Source organism: Brucella haematophila (assembly GCF_005938105.1).
In the GTDB taxonomy this organism is placed as follows: Bacteria; Pseudomonadota; Alphaproteobacteria; order Rhizobiales; family Rhizobiaceae; genus Brucella; species Brucella haematophila.
Genome location: NZ_VCPE01000028.1, coordinates 1 through 14,297 on the forward strand (window position 1 = coordinate 1; position 14,297 = coordinate 14,297).

Below are 14,297 nucleotides of genomic sequence, written 5' to 3' on the forward strand. Positions count from 1 at the left end.
GAAACTTGACCGTGAATAAAAACCCGAACATTAATTAAAAGGCGGGTCAATTCTCGGTGGAAAAACCGGGTCACTTCTCAGCGGCAATCAACAGAAACACGCACTTTCACCATTTAGTATCAGGAGGACGTATGTCCGAAGTTTCTCTTGCCGAGAAGATTGGCGAGCTTGGCCAGTCTTTGGCTTCTATCAAGGAAAAGGTCGGCAATCTTGCAACCGACTTCACCACGCAGCTCCAGCAGCACGGAACTGTTTCAACCGAGCTGACCGGCAAGGTTGACAAGGCGCTGCTCGAACTCGGAGACACCACAACTCGCCTTGGCGATCTTGAAAAGCGCGCCGCGCGCGAGGTGGAAAACGTTGCTCGCGAACCAATGGACATCGGTGATATCGTCGTAGCGTCCGACAAGTTCAAGGCGACGGACGTATCTGGTTCTTGGCGTGGCTCTATTCGAGTAGGTATGGAACGCGCTGACATTACCTCAGCAAACACTACGGTTGGCGCCGGCCGTTCGGCAGGCACTTCGCTCGTTCCTGGTCACCGCGTCCCTGGTATCGTAGCGCCACCCCAGCGTCTTCTGACCATTCGTGATCTTTTGGCCCCCGGACGCACGAGCCAGTCAAGCGTTGAGTTTGTCAAGGAGACGGGCTTTACGAATAACGCTGCTCCGACTGCAGAAGGTGCACAAAAGCCGAAGTCTGACCTGACTTTCGATCTCGAGACGACGCCAGTGCGTACCATTCCGCACATTTTCAAAGCGTCGCGCCAGATCCTCGACGATGCCCCCGGCCTTGCAAGCTACATCAACGCTCGCGGCACCTATGGGCTTAAGTTCGTTGAGGAGGGCCAGCTTCTGAACGGTGACGGCACGGGTCAGAATCTGCATGGTATTGTTCCCCAGGCGCAGGCTTTTACTCCAGCGTTTGTTCCTGAACAGGAAACGGCTATTGACCGTCTGCGCCTAGCTATTCTCCAGGTCATCTTGGCAGAATATCCAGCGAACGGCTTCGTTCTCAATCCAATTGACTGGACGAAGATCGAGCTCACCAAGGATCTCGGCGGCAACTACATCGTTGGCAATGCGCAATCGCCAATGGGTCCGTCGCTATGGAACCTGCCGGTCGTTCAGACGCAGGCAATTGCTGCCGACAAGTTCCTGACCGGTGCGTTCAATCTGGCTGCGCAGATCTTCGATCGCATGGACATTGAAGTCCTGATGTCGAGCGAGAACGTGGACGACTTCGAAAAGAACATGTTCACGATCCGCATCGAAGAGCGCCTTGCGCTTGCGGTTTACCGTCCAGAGGCATTCGTGACCGGCAATGTGAACCCTACTCCTTAATCGTTGATGGGGCGCTTCGGCGCCCCTTCTCACGAGGAAAACATGAAAATCAAAGCGCTAAAAACCTTGGTCGGCAATTACGGCCGTCTGGACGAAGGCACGGTCGCCGATCTGCCTAATTGGCAAGCCGGCCCACTTCTGGCGCTTGGTTACGTCGAGAAGTTTACGGAGGTTGGCGATGGCCGACACGAAGACACGCAAGCGCCGGGTGGCGAGCTACATCGGAGCGGGAATCGTCGATCCAAATCCGGCTCCCGAGCCAGAGCCGGAGCCTGAAACGCCATCGGAGGGTGGTGGGGATGGCACTGGTTGACCTCGAACTGCTGAAGAAACACCTTCGTGTGTTTTATGACGACGAAGATGCTGAGCTTGAAGTCTATCTGGCTGCGGCAGAGACTATTGTCGTCGAATATGTCGATCGGGAGATCGTGGCCACCGGCGTGACGCCAACCTTGCCAGATGGCATTGAGTTAACCCCGCCCATTACGGCAGCGATCTTACTGGTCGCGGCTGATCTGTACGAGAACCGCGAACCTGACATGAAAGCCGAAGGCAATGCCGTTCTGCCGCGTCACGTTCGGGCTTTACTGGCACCATATCGAGTGTGGCGCACGTTGCCGGTGGAAGAGTAATGCCCTGGCTCCACTTCACAGCCACCTACGACTTCATCCCAAAGCCTGCAGTGACCATCCGCTATCCAGCAGGTTACGTCGGGCTAGTGACCACGCCTTGCGCTAACCGCGCCATTGCCGCTGGCATAGCCGAGCGGCTTCCAACCCCTACAAAAGACGAGGCCGAAGCATGGCGAAGCGCGCAGGTGCCGGCAGCCTAAACTGCCGTTTGACGTTTCAGGTTCGGCAGGACGTAGACGATGGGTTTGGCGGTACTCGCGGTGAATGGGTTGACCAGTTCACCGTGCCGGGAAGGCTGGAACCACGTTACGGCAGCAATGTCGAAAGCGTCATGGCCGCGAGAATGCGGTCCATGCAGCCCTATAACCTGACGATCCGTGGCAGCGAACAGGCACGGCAGATTACGGCGTCGTGGCGGGCTTATGATGCTCGGGCTGGCCTCACCGGCGGAAAGCCGAACCGGGTTTTCGGAATCAAGACCGTCGTCAATCCTGACGAGCGCGGCGCTTACTTGGAAATGCTTGTTGTTGAAGGCGAGGAAACTTGATGGCGGTTAAGATTAACGGTCTCGACCGCTTACAGATCAAGCTAGCTAAGTTCCCAGAAGTGGCTGAAAAACTCGTTAGAGCGGCGATGGAGCAAGGCGCTCAGGAAATCGTCAACATGATGCAAAACCTGGTTCCCGTCGATGATGGCGAACTGATGGAAAGCATCGGCTGGACGTGGGGTAAAGTTCCAAAATACAGCCAGCGCATTGGCAGCGTAAAGTCGAATGACGGCAAGCTGACAATCACGATTTACGCCGGCAATTCCAAAGTGCGTTACGCGCATCTGGTCGAGTTCGGCAGCGCTCCGCACGTGAATGGCGGCATGTATCCCGGCACTTTTAATCCCGGCGCCAAGGCGCAGCCGTTTTTCTACGTTTCTTGGCGAGCCAAGCGACGTAGCGCTAGGGCCCGAGTGTCTCGCGCTATCACCAAGGCAGCCAAACAAATTGCGGCGGATCGCTAATGGACCCGGTTTTAGAGCTTCAGGGCGCGATCATTCAGCGCCTACGCAGCTATCCGGCGCTTGTCTCGCTTATTGGCCAGCGCAGCTACGATAATCCACCAACGAATGATCAAGGGCTGGTTTCCCCCTCAATTTTCCCCTACGTCAGCATCGGCGCATCAAGTGCTCAACAGGCAGACGCCGATTGCATCTATGCTGACGATGTCATTTTCCAGCTGGATGTCTGGTCGATCGAGCCCGCCAAGAAGCAGATGCGCGACGTCGCTAACGCCGTGCGGCTCGCAACACGAGGATGGGAACCAGTTCTGACGGCCAACGCCCTCGTGACATTCGAATATTCGCGAACTGACTACATCAAGGACGGCGCAATCAACCACGCGTCGATCCGCTACACGGCGATTATCGAGCAGCCTTAAGGCCTCCACGCCGATCACCCCGAAAACAATTAATGGCCGCCCTTTGGGTGGCCTTTTTAGTATGGAGGCCGCATTGGCCCAAGCTACCACGATCAAAGGCGGCAAGGTCCGCGTCAAGATCGGCAACGGCGCTACGCCGATTGTTTATACTTCGCCCTGCGGGTTCACGCAGCGATCGATTACGCTAACAAAGAACCTCAATGAAGTTTCCATTCCGGATTGTGAAAATCCTGACAAGGTGGACTGGATTGGACGTGACGCCGCATCACTTTCGATGAGTATTAGCGGTGAAGGCGTTCTGGCTTCTGAATCTGTCGAGGATTGGCTTGATGCTGGTGAAAGTATCGACTCCATTCCAGTACAGGTTGAGATCGAGTTTCCAGCCACGACATACACCTATACCGGCAAAATGCACGCCGAAAGCCTCGAAATCGGCGCCAACAACGGCGAGCGTGCCACACTTAATGTGTCGCTGCAGTCGGATGGTGAAATGGTCCGAACCTCCGCTCCGACGGCCCCATAATGAGCAGAGACGCTAAAGTTGAACTCGACTGGGCGGATGGTACTTATACCTTCCGCCTCGGATGGGGTGAATTGGAAGCGCTGCAGGAAGCCTGCGACGCTGGCCCTTGGGTTATTCTGGAGCGGCTATTCACTAAACAGTGCCGGGTTGGCGATATTGCCCACGTTATCCGGCAGGGATTGATTGGTGGAGGCTTGGAGCCGACTGCCGCCACGAAGCTTGTGCGAACCTATATCGAAAAACGCCCGCCAGCTGAGAATGTCGTCTTCGCGACAGTCATTTTGCAGGCTGGCATTCAAGGCGTGCCAGAGGAACCGGTGGGGGAGCAAACGGCGGCAAATCAGACGGAGAGCAACTTGACAGTCTCCCCAACGGAAAAGTCAGATTTGCCGCGGTCTACGGCAACGGTGCGGCGCTCGGCTTCACGCCGCAAGAGGTAAGGCGCATGTCCATGTGGCAGTTCATGGCTGCCGTTGATGGATATGTGACGGCGAACTCGACCGACGATGGCGGCTTGAGCAAGAAGGAAAAAGAAGAGCTTTGGGAGTGGGTGAACGAGGGGTAGAGACAGCAACGGGCGATGAATAGTCAGGGAGCGACTATCAACATCAAATAGGCTACAAAAATGACCAAATGCGACAATCCGGTAAGCAAAGTGGTGCGTCCGGTTCCGAAGCTTACTACGCTCATTGCTAAGGCCATAAGAATTAGAACAATGTCTCCATGTTCAAGCCCCAACGTCAACGGACGAGATACAACGAGACTGGCTACAGCCACGGCCGGTATCGTCAAGCCGATAGTGGCGCATGCTGATCCAAGAGCAATGTTGAGGCCGCGTTGAAGCTGATTGTTTAGCGATGCCTTGATGGCCGAAATTGCCTCGGGTAGCAGTATGACTAGTGCAATCATGGCGCCGATGATCGCGTCTTTTTGTGGAACTTCGAAATAAGCCAATCCGTCTTCAACTCCAGATGCGACGAATTCGGTTAGCAACACGATTCCTATTAGTCCGCCGAATAAGAAGAGAAGGTGGGAAAGTATACTGGAATCTGTTCTGTGATTGTCATGATGTTGTGCGGTGTCGACCTGGATGAAGTCGTCTTTTTGCCCCTTGCTCTGCGCAAATAAAAAACATGCGTAGAGGAGAAATGAAAGTACGGCCACGAACATCAGCTGCACGGGCGTGAACGTTCCGGAATCGACCGATAGGGTATAGTTGGGCAAAATCATCGTTAGGCCCGTCAAGGCAATTAAGACGGACAGAAACGCGCTCGTACCTTGCGTTTTAAGTTCTTGCCTCTTGTGGCGGACGGCGCCAAGGGTAATTGCAAGCCCCACCACCCCTGTACAGACGATCATTACAGTCGAGAAGACGGATTCACGAGCTAGCGTTGGATTGTTATCGCCGTGCAACATCATTGATAAAATAATGGAGACTTCGATACATGTGACCGCCAATGTTAGGATCAATATCCCATAAGGTTCACCAACTCGATGCGCGATATACTCAGCGTGATGCAGCGCCGCAAATATTGTGCAGATAACAAGCGCTGAAGCGCCAGCCTCTATTAGTACAAGAAGAATAAGATTTGTTTCTATTAAAGTAGATTTTACAAATAATAAGGCAATCGCGAGAATAAAGCTTGCTAGTGGGATGATTTTAACTGGTGAAAGGACGTCAGAACGCACGAATTTGCCCCGGTTAATTTGGGATGATTTTGGCATGCATTGATCCTATGCCGATCCAAGACGGCGAAATGGGCTAAGATATCTCGCGTTCTCTCTCGCAAAACTAAAACGTCGGTTCCTTCACGCGAGATGCAGATTTGGCGCCGTCGACTCCCGTGGCAAATCCTTCGAAATCACGACCGATAATAATGAGCGGCAACGACGCCAGTGATGCGATGCCGCCAATGATCAGTAGCGCATACGGCATCAACATACTTTGATTGTAATAGCCGCCAAATTGGACGTTCTTCGCAACGGTCGCGAGCAGATCCCAGTAGCCATACGCGGACACCAGAGGGCCGACGAATAGGAACGCGATTCCTAACCAGCCCACTCCATTAAATCTCTGTTCTATTTTCATAGGTGCCCCACCATGGCCACTGACGTAGAGACTCTTGTCGTTCAATTTTCAGCCGATTTCAAGCGTTTGGAGAACGCGATTAATCGGCAACGTGGTCAATTCACCCGCCAAATGAGCCGTATGGAAAAGTCCGCAGATGCCAGTGTGCAGCGCATAAATGCGGCGCTTGGAAACATCGGCAAGGGCACAATGCAAGACCTCGCTGCTCCCCTAACCGGCATTACTGCCGCATTGGGCGCGCGCGAGTTGATGCAGTATGCGGATGCTTGGACGCAGGCTGGAAACCTTATTCGTTCGTCAGCGACGGCAGCTGGTGTTGGCGCACGTTCGCTGAATGAGTTGAAGGACGGTGCGAACGAAGCTCGGACAAGTCTCGAAGCCTATACTGACCTATATGCTCGGCTGATCAGATCGGCCTCCGCCGTAGCCAAGTCGGAAGACGAGATTGCTTTGGCAACGTCGCTTGTCTCGAAAGCCTTTAAGGCTGGCGGTGCGTCCGCACAGGAACAAGCTGCTGGCATTCTCCAGCTCGGGCAAGCTTTGGGTTCTGGCGTATTGCAGGGCGATGAACTCCGGTCGTTGCGTGAAAACGCGCCGGTCATTGCGAAGGCAATTGCTGACGAGTTTAAGACCACGATCGCAGGCTTGAAGCAGCTTGGCGCCGATGGGAAACTGACGTCCGATCGCGTGTTCAAGGCTATCCTGAATGCACAAAAGGGTATTGAGGCTCAGTTCAAGGCCACCAACGCGACCATTGCCGACGCCTTTACGCAGATTAATAACGAGTTTACCGCTTATATCGGCAATGCCGATAAGTCAGCTGGCGCGAGTAGGCAACTGGTTCAGGCGCTGCAGTATGTTGCTGACAACTTCAAAGAAATAGCCGACGTCGTCGCAGCCTTTGCGACCGTGCTGATTACGGCCTTTACTGGCAGGGCAATTGCAGGCGTCGTCGTTGGACTGGGCCAAGCTGTTGTTGCATTGGGCTCATTCCTGACCGCACTTCGTACAGGTACGAGTGTAGTTGCCGCCTTCAGTGCATCGCTCGGCCCTATTGGTCTTCTGGCTGGTGCAGCCGCCGGGGCCGTCTATTTGCTCTATAACAATATGTCCTCCGGTGATCGGGCTGCAAAAGCATTCAGTGACGCCATAGATGCCAACAAAGCAGCGCTCGAAGGCGCCGCCACAGCATCGCGCCAGTACCAGACTGAATTGGTCAAGCAGATCAGTTTGCAGCTTGAAGCGGCAAAGTCTGCAGCGACTGCGGCTGACACCGCATTCGACGGTTGGCTGGCAAAAAGCCAAGCGCTTCGTAGTATGGGACTAGAATTCCAGCCCATTGAATCATTTGCGGCGGCAGCCAAGCAAACTGCGCAAAATGCGGGAAAAGCAGTTTATGAGCTGGAAAAGCAAAAAGCCCGCGCCGAAAAGATCCTCGCCTCAACGCCATCTGGCTACGGCGGCGGCATCGCGACTGCACCAGACGACAAGAAGAAGGGCGGCACGAAGAAGACACCCGCCGAACGGTTCGACAGCGATATTCAACGTATCACCGACCGCACATCGGCTCTTGTCGCGGAGACTGAAGCGCAACGTCAGATCAATCCGTTGATTAATGACTATGGCTTTGCCATGGAAAAGGCGCGCACAGAGCAGGAACTGCTGAATGCTGCCCAGAAGGCGGGCGTTGCGCTTACTCCTGAGCTGCGAGCGCAGATCGCCCAGACCGCCGATCAGTGGGCACTTGCGAGTGCAGAGGCTAATAAGCTTGCCGAAGCGCAGAACCGTATTCGGGAAAACGCCGAAGACATGGCGGCCTTTCAGAAAGAATGGGTTGGAGGAATTGCCAGCGATCTTTTGAACGGGGCTGACGCAGCGGAGATATTTGCTAACTCCCTCGGACGTATCGCAGACAAGTTTATCGAGATCGGCCTTGCGAATATCTTCGATACCGACAAAGGAGGCTTCAATCTATTCGGTGCTCTGGGCGGCGTGTTCCGTAAGAACGGTGGCCCGGTAAAGCGTGCTGGCGGCGGTATCGTTCGCGGTCCTGGCGGGCCGCGCGGCGATAAAATTCCGGCGATGCTGAGCGACGAGGAATTCGTGGTGAATGCGGCAGCTACAAAGCGCAATCGCGCTTTGCTGGAAGCCATCAACAGCGGCGGCGTCATTAGACTGAAGGATGGCGGATCACCTTTGCGCGGGCCATCCATGCCGACCCTCCGCTCATCTGCCTCATCGCAGCAAGCGCAATCCGGCATTGCCGACGTTCGCGTATACGTGGATCGTGACGGCAATTGGCAGGCCGAAGTCGAGCGCATTTCACAGCGGAACGTAAAACAGGGGCTTACCGCTTTTGACAAAACGGGCGCGATGCGAACGGCACGCGATCTAAGGCAAGTCAATTCAAGGGGGCTAGCAAGGTAATGGCTGAACTTCTTCCTACTGGCCTTCGATATCAGCCGACTTTCCCGATCCTGAATCGCCCGGTTTCAATGTCTCAATACGGAGATCGGGCGATTTCAGCGATTGAAAACGGCGATCCGTTCTGGACGTGGACGGCCAAAGTCACCGATTTGACGAATGCCAAGAGAAATTTACTTGAGGCGTTCATCGATCGGTGTCGGGGCGGTCTGGTTACGGTGCATTACACCCCAAAGCATGTTTGCATCCCGCAGGCTTATTGGGGCGACGCCAATAACCCGGCAATAACTGGCACCGCGACGCTGGCTGCGATCAACGGCAATACACTTACGCTAAATGGCGTCGCAGTCGGTCTTAAACTGATGAACGGCGATTTGATCGGGTTTACGGTCGGCGATTACAACTTCATCGCCCGCATCGTTGCTGATGCCACAGCAGCCAGCACGAGCGTGCAGGTGAAGATCGAGCCGTTCTTACCGTCCTACATAACCGTCGGCGCGGCAGTGCGCTTCAAGAGCCCGGTGATGAACATGCGGCTGATGCCGAGGTCGTGGGAAATCGGCGATGGCAAGTTTCCCGATGCGTCGTTTCAGTTAATTGAGGTGCCGCGCTAATGGCTTTCCCAGCACGTCTACAGCAATTGCTCGACGAGGGCAGGGGCAAGATAGCCTCGGCCGTCAAAGTCGAATTCGGCACCGGCACTTATGGTTTTTTCTCGGGCAAAGGCAGCATCCCTTACGGCGGCCTCACGTACAACGGCAATACGCTGATCGACATCGACGAGCCTATGTATGCGCTCGGCACTGCTGCCCAGCCTGTGACTATGAGATTGCCTGCTGCTGCTGATTTTGGGCTCACACCCGACAAGCTGAAGCTGATTGAGCAGGAAGACTACAAGAACCGTCCTATCACGTTTTACGACTTCTATTTCGACCCAGACACGAACGCGTTCCTTCACGCTGAGCCGACCTGGTACGGCTATGTCGATACTATCGACCACCGTGAGGAAGGCGACAATGTTTGGCTGGAAGGCAATATCGAAACCGGTGCGGTCGACAACTTCCGCGAAGGCTATCGTTATGCCTCGCACGAGGATCAGCAGCTTGTTTCGTTAGGCGACATGCTTTTCGAGTACGCAGCGAGGATCAAGAATGAATTCTTCAAAATCAAATTCGGCTAGGATCTCGGGTTGGGATCGGGCGCTGGAAGATATCGCGACGGCGCACGTATCCATCACGCCAGAATGGGGCATCTCGGACTGCCTGATGACGGCGGCAGAGGCGATCGAAGCGGTTATCGGTGAAAACCCGCTCGCCGAGTTCCGGGGCAAATATAAAACCGAGGCCGGGGCCGCTCGCAAGATGCGCGCCAATGGCTGCGAGAACGTCAAGGACGTTTTTGAGAACTACCTCAAGCTTGAACCCGTCAACCGGCTCTCTGCGCGTCGTGGCGACGTCGGCGTGATGCTGATCAACGACGAATACGTCGCCGGGTTCATTTGCGGCTCTGGCTTTGCGGTCAAACAGCCCAGCGGCCTCGCGTTCTTTCCAGTGACCGAAATCGAGCAGGCCTACAGGGTCGGCAGCTAATCACCACTACAATTTGCGCCTTTGAAGGTCCGCCAACAGCGGGCCTTTTTTGTTGCGCCTATGAGGCCGCCGTATGCCATTTTTAGCGCCTATCTTCACCGCTATCGGCGGCATCGTGTCGAGCGTGGCCGCATGGGCGGCAGCCAGTCCGATCCTCGCCGGTATAGCTCAGACCGCATTCGGCATTGCACTGAAATACGCGGTCAATGCTCTATTCCCTCCCAAGACGCAGAGCCGCGCATCTGAACTGGAAACCCAGTATGGCGCAAATATCCCGCGCTCTGTCATTCTCGGCACATGTGCGACCGAAGGCCATCATATTTATCGCAATAGCTACGGTAGCGGCGGCCGTCTAATCCAAGACGTGTTCGTTCTGTCAAGCTTCCGCATTACGTCTGTACCGCGGGTCCGATACAACGGTGAGTGGCGCACGCTTATTGCGCAAGACGCGGACGGATACTGGCTTGTGCCGAATGAAGGCACGAGCGGCGACGATCACGACAATGTACGCGTCAAGTTCTACTACGGCGCGATGGATCAGCAGGCCGAGCCGACGCTAATCAATAATGCCCGTCCTGCTGGTCGCTGGACAACGAACCATCGTGGCGCTGGCGTTGCCTATGCCATCGTGTTTTCCGAACTTCGCAAGAATGGTGATGGCCTCACCTCGCCAGCAAAGTTGCTGTTCGAAGTTGTCGGCGCGCCGCTGTATGACTGGCGCAAAGACACCACGATGGGCGGTGCGGGAGCGCATCGCTGGGATGACCAGAGCACGTGGGAATACTCCGATAATCCGGTTGTCCAGATCTACAACCTGGAGCGCGGTTTCTTCAACGGCACGCAGCGCATGGTTGGCAAGGCTGTTCGTGCAAGCCGGTTGCCGTTGGCTGAGTATACCCAGGCGGCGAACATCTGCGATGAAAGTATGTCGGACGGTTCGAAGCGCTATCGCTCTCATGCGATTGCCAAGGACGGCCCCGGCGCTAATCACGACGCTAACCTGACACCGATCCTTGAAGCCATGTGCGGCTCATGGGTGGAGCGTGTTGACGGCGAGTTCCCGATTGCGGGCGCTCCACAGGCCATCGTTGCCACGATCACCGATGACGATATCAAGCGTGGTGCGGCGTTGCGCTTCAGCGTCAAGCGCAAGCGCACGGAACTGATCAACACTGTCGCGGCCTCGTATGTCTCGCCAGATGACTTCTATGAAACGAAGGACGCGGCAACCCGCATCGATGCCGGTGCATTGGCTGAAGATCGCGAAACGCTTGCCAGCGCCATTCCTTATGCCGCCGTCACTGATGTTCGGCAGGTGGATCGGCTTGCAGATATCGCGATCCGCGGCGCTCGTTATCAGGCTTCAGCCGAAATTGTCGTTCATCCGAAATTCCTAGACACGATCAAGGAAGGCCGGTGGGTGCGCTGGAATAGCGCAAAATATGGCGACCGCACGTTTCAGGTTTTGACGCGCCAGCTTGGCGGGATCAATACCGATGGCGCTCGCGATATTTCCTTATCTTTGCAGCAGATCAGCAATGGCGTGTTTGATCCGACGGCCTATGAAACCAACCCGCCGAACATCGTCGTTATTCCGCCTCCGCAATACCTGGCTGAAGTGCAGAACTTCTTCGCCATCCCGACGCTTGTTGTTGCGGATGGTCAAGGTGAACTACCCGCTGCCAGACTGATCTGGGATAGTATCGATGATATCTCGGTCGTTGGTGTCAATATTGAGTACTGGCCGGCGAACGATCCCAGCCAGGTGTTCACGCGATTTGTGACATGGGACGTGACGAACGTCCTACTGGTCGAAGGCCTGACCTCACTGACTGACTGGTTCGTTCGTACGCGCTTGCGCGTCGACAATGGCCGATCGGTGGCGTGGTCAACGAATACGCCATTCACCACGCTCAACGCAGCGGGCGACGATAGCCCGGTTGATTACGAGCGCCTCGACAGTGACGTGAAGGGCCTCATCAACTGGATGACTGACGACCGGCGCGAGGCGCTTCGTCAGGCGCAGGAAAACGCCACCAAGACCGCTGATGGCATGCTGGCCGGTTATGCAGATAGCCGGTCGCTTCGTCGCGAACTTGCCAGCACATACGGCAAGGCGAAAGCTTCGTGGTCGGAAGACATCTATGTGGCGACCGGCCCGAATAGCGCCATCGTGCAGCAACTGACACAGTTGAACGCCGAGCTTGATGACAAGGCTGATGCCAGCGTCGTGACGCTTCTGTCTACGCGAGTGGATAATGTTGAGGGCCAATACACAGCCGTCGCGGATGCGATCACTGACGTGAACGCGTCGGTCGATGGCACTGTGGTTAACTCCGGCTGGCGCATGACATCGACGGTTGGCGCGGGTGGCACATCGGCCAGAATATCGGCCTATGCCCGCATCAGCACCGGCGACACTTGGAAACAGGCTGGCTGGTTCATCAACGTGACCCCGACGGGAAGCCAGTTCATCGTCGTGTCCAACCAGTTCGCGATTGCCGATCCGAACAATAACGGCACCTTCACCTATCCGTTCGTCGTGCAGAACGGGCAGGTCTACATTCAAAATGCCCGTCTCGGAACGCTGTATTTCGACGTGCTTCAGTCCAACAATGGCAAGTTGATCATGCGCGGTTACGACAACTTTGCAGATATCAGGATTTTCACATGACGCAGATTATCCTTGGCTTCAAACCGGGCGTTGGCCCGGTTCTGAAGTGCCTGAAATATGACACGGATGATCCGCTGACACTGGCAAACACGGCATTCGACAGGTTCTTTTACAATTCCGAGAATAGCAACCTGTCCTATGTGTTCCCGACGAACCCGTTTTTCTATCGCTCGGCAGAGCTGTCCGCGCTTCCGGCGACATTCAACATTACAAATGATCGGGGCAATGTTGTTATTTCTGGACGTGCTAACCCATCATCTGGAACAACTTTCTACAATGTCACGACGTACTACAGAATAACGAATGCCTATCCGAGCATGGGCTATGTTCCAATGTCGGAGTTCAGACAGGTTGACTTGCTGACCAACCGAATTGAGTGCGGGTCTTTCCTCAGCTATTACGCCTTGGTTGGCTCGACCAATCATAACGTGGTGACGGCGCAGCAATTCTATACCGTGATGGGCCGATTGGTTGGAACAACGAGCGGATCAACCACCTTTCCGACAGTTTACAACGGCATAATCTCCTCGACTGACCAAGGCTTTGTCGGGATGGGGGAATGGTTCGTCTGGAAAAATCAGCTGATCTACACCGACAATAGAAACCCGAACGCCATTTATCCGAGTGTATGGGATTTGCCTGCCGATGCGTCGGCTATGCGGACCTATACGTCTACTGCGGGCCTTCTATCGTTGGAAGCAAGTTCCAGCCGGTTTGTGCTGTCCAGACCCGGCTATGATGTGAATACGACGAATGAGTTTGGCACGATCATCAGCTCGAACAATCGTTCGCCTGCTCTCTGCGTCATGAACGGAACAGAAAATAATATCCCGGGCAATGGATCGAGAACGATTTCAGCACCTGCTGGCGTCATTCTTTCGCAAAGGGCGGTCGTTGACGTGATGTTCCGTGTCTCCGGTCAGACGTGGCGCGTACCTGGACTTCTGACCGACACCACAGCGGCGGGAATTTGGCGTTTATCTTACACCGTGTCCAATAACAGCGTCACGTTCTACAATTCGGAGAAAGACGCCGTTGATTTGCGGTATGTCGTTTTCAACGTGGATGATCAGCCGACATCAACGGGCGGCAATCAGGTTATCTTTCGGGGAAACGATGGAGCGAGGGATTTCGTTCAGATCAAGAAACCCGGCACGAGTGACCCTGCCAGTCGTCCGAACGATATCCTCTTTGACAGCCGCTACCCGCAATTCCAGATCATCGCGCAGGGCTTTATTCCGATATCCAGCTTTGGCAATTCGTCGGCAGGGGACGCGGTATATAAGGGCGCGAGAACGTATCGGCTGAACTTCAACAATGCCGGTTTCGTGCCCTATCTGAAATACTCAACCGTGTTTCCGAACTGCGTGACGACGCCGATCTACAGAGCCGAGCGCGGGGTTGATGTCTCCAACATATCCATGCTGGCCGAAGTGAACGACACCTATGTCGATTTCTTCTGCTCGCCCGATAGCGGTTGGTCCGATGCTTTCAGTCAGGCTGGCAGCTGGACCCGCCTTGATTACGGTGCCCGTATTCAGGGTGTCCGGTATTACATCTTCGGCATAACGCCGAGCTGATCTCAGGAGAAAAATC

Annotated in this window: 17 protein-coding genes; 15 read left to right on the forward strand and 2 right to left on the reverse strand. The window is 55.0% G+C overall.

Going from position 1 to position 14,297, the window contains the following annotated elements:
* The first annotated feature begins 131 nt into the window (after window positions 1-131).
* The 9 genes from FGI60_RS24775 to FGI60_RS24810 all read left to right on the forward strand — a co-directional run bounded on the left by FGI60_RS24775 (window position 132) and on the right by FGI60_RS24810 (window position 4,365).
* Complete coding sequence (locus FGI60_RS24775) at window positions 132-1,343, forward strand: phage major capsid protein (RefSeq protein WP_138787410.1); 1,212 nt, start codon at window positions 132-134, stop codon at window positions 1,341-1,343.
* 178 nt (window positions 1,344-1,521) lie between these two features.
* The gene (locus FGI60_RS26695) at window positions 1,522-1,656 is read left to right on the forward strand and encodes a hypothetical protein (RefSeq protein WP_256375816.1); all 135 of its coding nucleotides are present in this window, start codon (window positions 1,522-1,524) and stop codon (window positions 1,654-1,656) included.
* Window positions 1,643-1,975, forward strand: coding sequence for a head-tail connector protein (locus FGI60_RS24780; RefSeq protein ID WP_138787411.1), 333 nt, complete (start codon window positions 1,643-1,645; stop codon window positions 1,973-1,975). Before FGI60_RS26695 ends, FGI60_RS24780 begins: the two co-directional genes overlap by 14 nt.
* Complete coding sequence (locus FGI60_RS24785) at window positions 1,975-2,175, forward strand: hypothetical protein (RefSeq protein WP_138787412.1); 201 nt, start codon at window positions 1,975-1,977, stop codon at window positions 2,173-2,175. Before FGI60_RS24780 ends, FGI60_RS24785 begins: the two co-directional genes overlap by 1 nt.
* A complete protein-coding gene (locus FGI60_RS24790) occupies window positions 2,145-2,522 on the forward strand; it encodes a head-tail adaptor protein (RefSeq protein ID WP_138787413.1) in 378 nt (125 codons plus the stop codon). Before FGI60_RS24785 ends, FGI60_RS24790 begins: the two co-directional genes overlap by 31 nt.
* Window positions 2,522-2,986, forward strand: coding sequence for an HK97 gp10 family phage protein (locus tag FGI60_RS24795; RefSeq protein ID WP_138787414.1), 465 nt, complete (start codon window positions 2,522-2,524; stop codon window positions 2,984-2,986). The genes FGI60_RS24790 and FGI60_RS24795 overlap by 1 nt, the downstream gene beginning before the upstream one ends.
* Complete coding sequence (locus FGI60_RS24800; protein WP_138787415.1) at window positions 2,986-3,402, forward strand: DUF3168 domain-containing protein; 417 nt, start codon at window positions 2,986-2,988, stop codon at window positions 3,400-3,402. The genes FGI60_RS24795 and FGI60_RS24800 overlap by 1 nt, the downstream gene beginning before the upstream one ends.
* A gap of 73 nt (window positions 3,403-3,475) precedes the next feature.
* Window positions 3,476-3,925 carry a phage tail tube protein gene (locus FGI60_RS24805; protein WP_171058856.1) on the forward strand — a complete coding sequence of 150 codons (450 nt, stop codon included), beginning with the start codon at window positions 3,476-3,478 and terminating at the stop codon, window positions 3,923-3,925.
* Window positions 3,925-4,365 carry a gene transfer agent family protein gene (locus tag FGI60_RS24810; RefSeq protein ID WP_138787417.1) on the forward strand — a complete coding sequence of 147 codons (441 nt, stop codon included), beginning with the start codon at window positions 3,925-3,927 and terminating at the stop codon, window positions 4,363-4,365. The genes FGI60_RS24805 and FGI60_RS24810 overlap by 1 nt, the downstream gene beginning before the upstream one ends.
* A gap of 148 nt (window positions 4,366-4,513) precedes the next feature.
* Here FGI60_RS24810 and FGI60_RS24815 read toward each other — a convergent pair whose 3' ends face one another.
* A complete protein-coding gene (locus FGI60_RS24815; RefSeq protein WP_138787418.1) occupies window positions 4,514-5,650 on the reverse strand; it encodes a calcium:proton antiporter in 1,137 nt (378 codons plus the stop codon).
* 67 nt (window positions 5,651-5,717) lie between these two features.
* Complete coding sequence (locus tag FGI60_RS24820) at window positions 5,718-6,014, reverse strand: hypothetical protein (protein ID WP_138787419.1); 297 nt, start codon at window positions 6,012-6,014, stop codon at window positions 5,718-5,720.
* A 120-nt stretch (window positions 6,015-6,134) separates the two neighbouring features.
* Here FGI60_RS24820 and FGI60_RS24825 point away from each other — a divergent pair, with 120 nt between their 5' ends.
* The 6 genes from FGI60_RS24825 (at window position 6,135) to FGI60_RS24850 (ending at window position 14,281) form a co-directional block, all read left to right on the forward strand.
* A complete protein-coding gene (locus FGI60_RS24825) occupies window positions 6,135-8,441 on the forward strand; it encodes a tape measure protein (RefSeq protein ID WP_235889926.1) in 2,307 nt (768 codons plus the stop codon).
* Window positions 8,441-9,052, forward strand: a complete 612-nt coding sequence (locus FGI60_RS24830) for a hypothetical protein (RefSeq protein WP_138787421.1) — start codon at window positions 8,441-8,443, stop codon at window positions 9,050-9,052. Before FGI60_RS24825 ends, FGI60_RS24830 begins: the two co-directional genes overlap by 1 nt.
* Window positions 9,052-9,618 (forward strand): hypothetical protein, encoded by a 567-nt coding sequence (locus FGI60_RS24835; RefSeq protein WP_138787422.1) that lies wholly within the window; start codon window positions 9,052-9,054, stop codon window positions 9,616-9,618. Before FGI60_RS24830 ends, FGI60_RS24835 begins: the two co-directional genes overlap by 1 nt.
* Window positions 9,590-10,027 carry a DUF6950 family protein gene (locus FGI60_RS24840; protein WP_138787423.1) on the forward strand — a complete coding sequence of 146 codons (438 nt, stop codon included), beginning with the start codon at window positions 9,590-9,592 and terminating at the stop codon, window positions 10,025-10,027. Before FGI60_RS24835 ends, FGI60_RS24840 begins: the two co-directional genes overlap by 29 nt.
* 73 nt (window positions 10,028-10,100) lie before the next feature.
* Complete coding sequence (locus FGI60_RS24845; protein WP_138787424.1) at window positions 10,101-12,701, forward strand: phage tail tip fiber protein; 2,601 nt, start codon at window positions 10,101-10,103, stop codon at window positions 12,699-12,701.
* Window positions 12,698-14,281: a hypothetical protein gene (locus FGI60_RS24850; RefSeq protein ID WP_138787425.1), complete on the forward strand. Its 1,584-nt coding sequence runs from the start codon at window positions 12,698-12,700 to the stop codon at window positions 14,279-14,281. The genes FGI60_RS24845 and FGI60_RS24850 overlap by 4 nt, the downstream gene beginning before the upstream one ends.
* Window positions 14,282-14,297: the final 16 nt, after the last annotated feature.

Bases quoted from the DNA above. Each gene is read 5' to 3' on its own strand.
- FGI60_RS24775 (WP_138787410.1), top strand. From the start codon at position 132: ATGTCCGAAGTTTCTCTTGCCGAGAAGATTGGCGAGCTTGGCCAGTCT.
- FGI60_RS26695 (WP_256375816.1), top strand. From the start codon at position 1,522: ATGGCCGACACGAAGACACGCAAGCGCCGGGTGGCGAGCTACATCGGA.
- FGI60_RS24780 (WP_138787411.1), top strand. From the start codon at position 1,643: ATGGCACTGGTTGACCTCGAACTGCTGAAGAAACACCTTCGTGTGTTT.
- FGI60_RS24785 (WP_138787412.1), top strand. From the start codon at position 1,975: ATGCCCTGGCTCCACTTCACAGCCACCTACGACTTCATCCCAAAGCCT.
- FGI60_RS24790 (WP_138787413.1), top strand. From the start codon at position 2,145: ATGGCGAAGCGCGCAGGTGCCGGCAGCCTAAACTGCCGTTTGACGTTT.
- FGI60_RS24795 (WP_138787414.1), top strand. From the start codon at position 2,522: ATGGCGGTTAAGATTAACGGTCTCGACCGCTTACAGATCAAGCTAGCT.
- FGI60_RS24800 (WP_138787415.1), top strand. From the start codon at position 2,986: ATGGACCCGGTTTTAGAGCTTCAGGGCGCGATCATTCAGCGCCTACGC.
- FGI60_RS24810 (WP_138787417.1), top strand. From the start codon at position 3,925: ATGAGCAGAGACGCTAAAGTTGAACTCGACTGGGCGGATGGTACTTAT.
- FGI60_RS24815 (WP_138787418.1), bottom strand. From the start codon at position 5,650: ATGCCAAAATCATCCCAAATTAACCGGGGCAAATTCGTGCGTTCTGAC.
- FGI60_RS24820 (WP_138787419.1), bottom strand. From the start codon at position 6,014: ATGAAAATAGAACAGAGATTTAATGGAGTGGGCTGGTTAGGAATCGCG.
- FGI60_RS24825 (WP_235889926.1), top strand. From the start codon at position 6,135: ATGGAAAAGTCCGCAGATGCCAGTGTGCAGCGCATAAATGCGGCGCTT.
- FGI60_RS24830 (WP_138787421.1), top strand. From the start codon at position 8,441: ATGGCTGAACTTCTTCCTACTGGCCTTCGATATCAGCCGACTTTCCCG.
- FGI60_RS24835 (WP_138787422.1), top strand. From the start codon at position 9,052: ATGGCTTTCCCAGCACGTCTACAGCAATTGCTCGACGAGGGCAGGGGC.
- FGI60_RS24840 (WP_138787423.1), top strand. From the start codon at position 9,590: ATGAATTCTTCAAAATCAAATTCGGCTAGGATCTCGGGTTGGGATCGG.
- FGI60_RS24845 (WP_138787424.1), top strand. From the start codon at position 10,101: ATGCCATTTTTAGCGCCTATCTTCACCGCTATCGGCGGCATCGTGTCG.
- FGI60_RS24850 (WP_138787425.1), top strand. From the start codon at position 12,698: ATGACGCAGATTATCCTTGGCTTCAAACCGGGCGTTGGCCCGGTTCTG.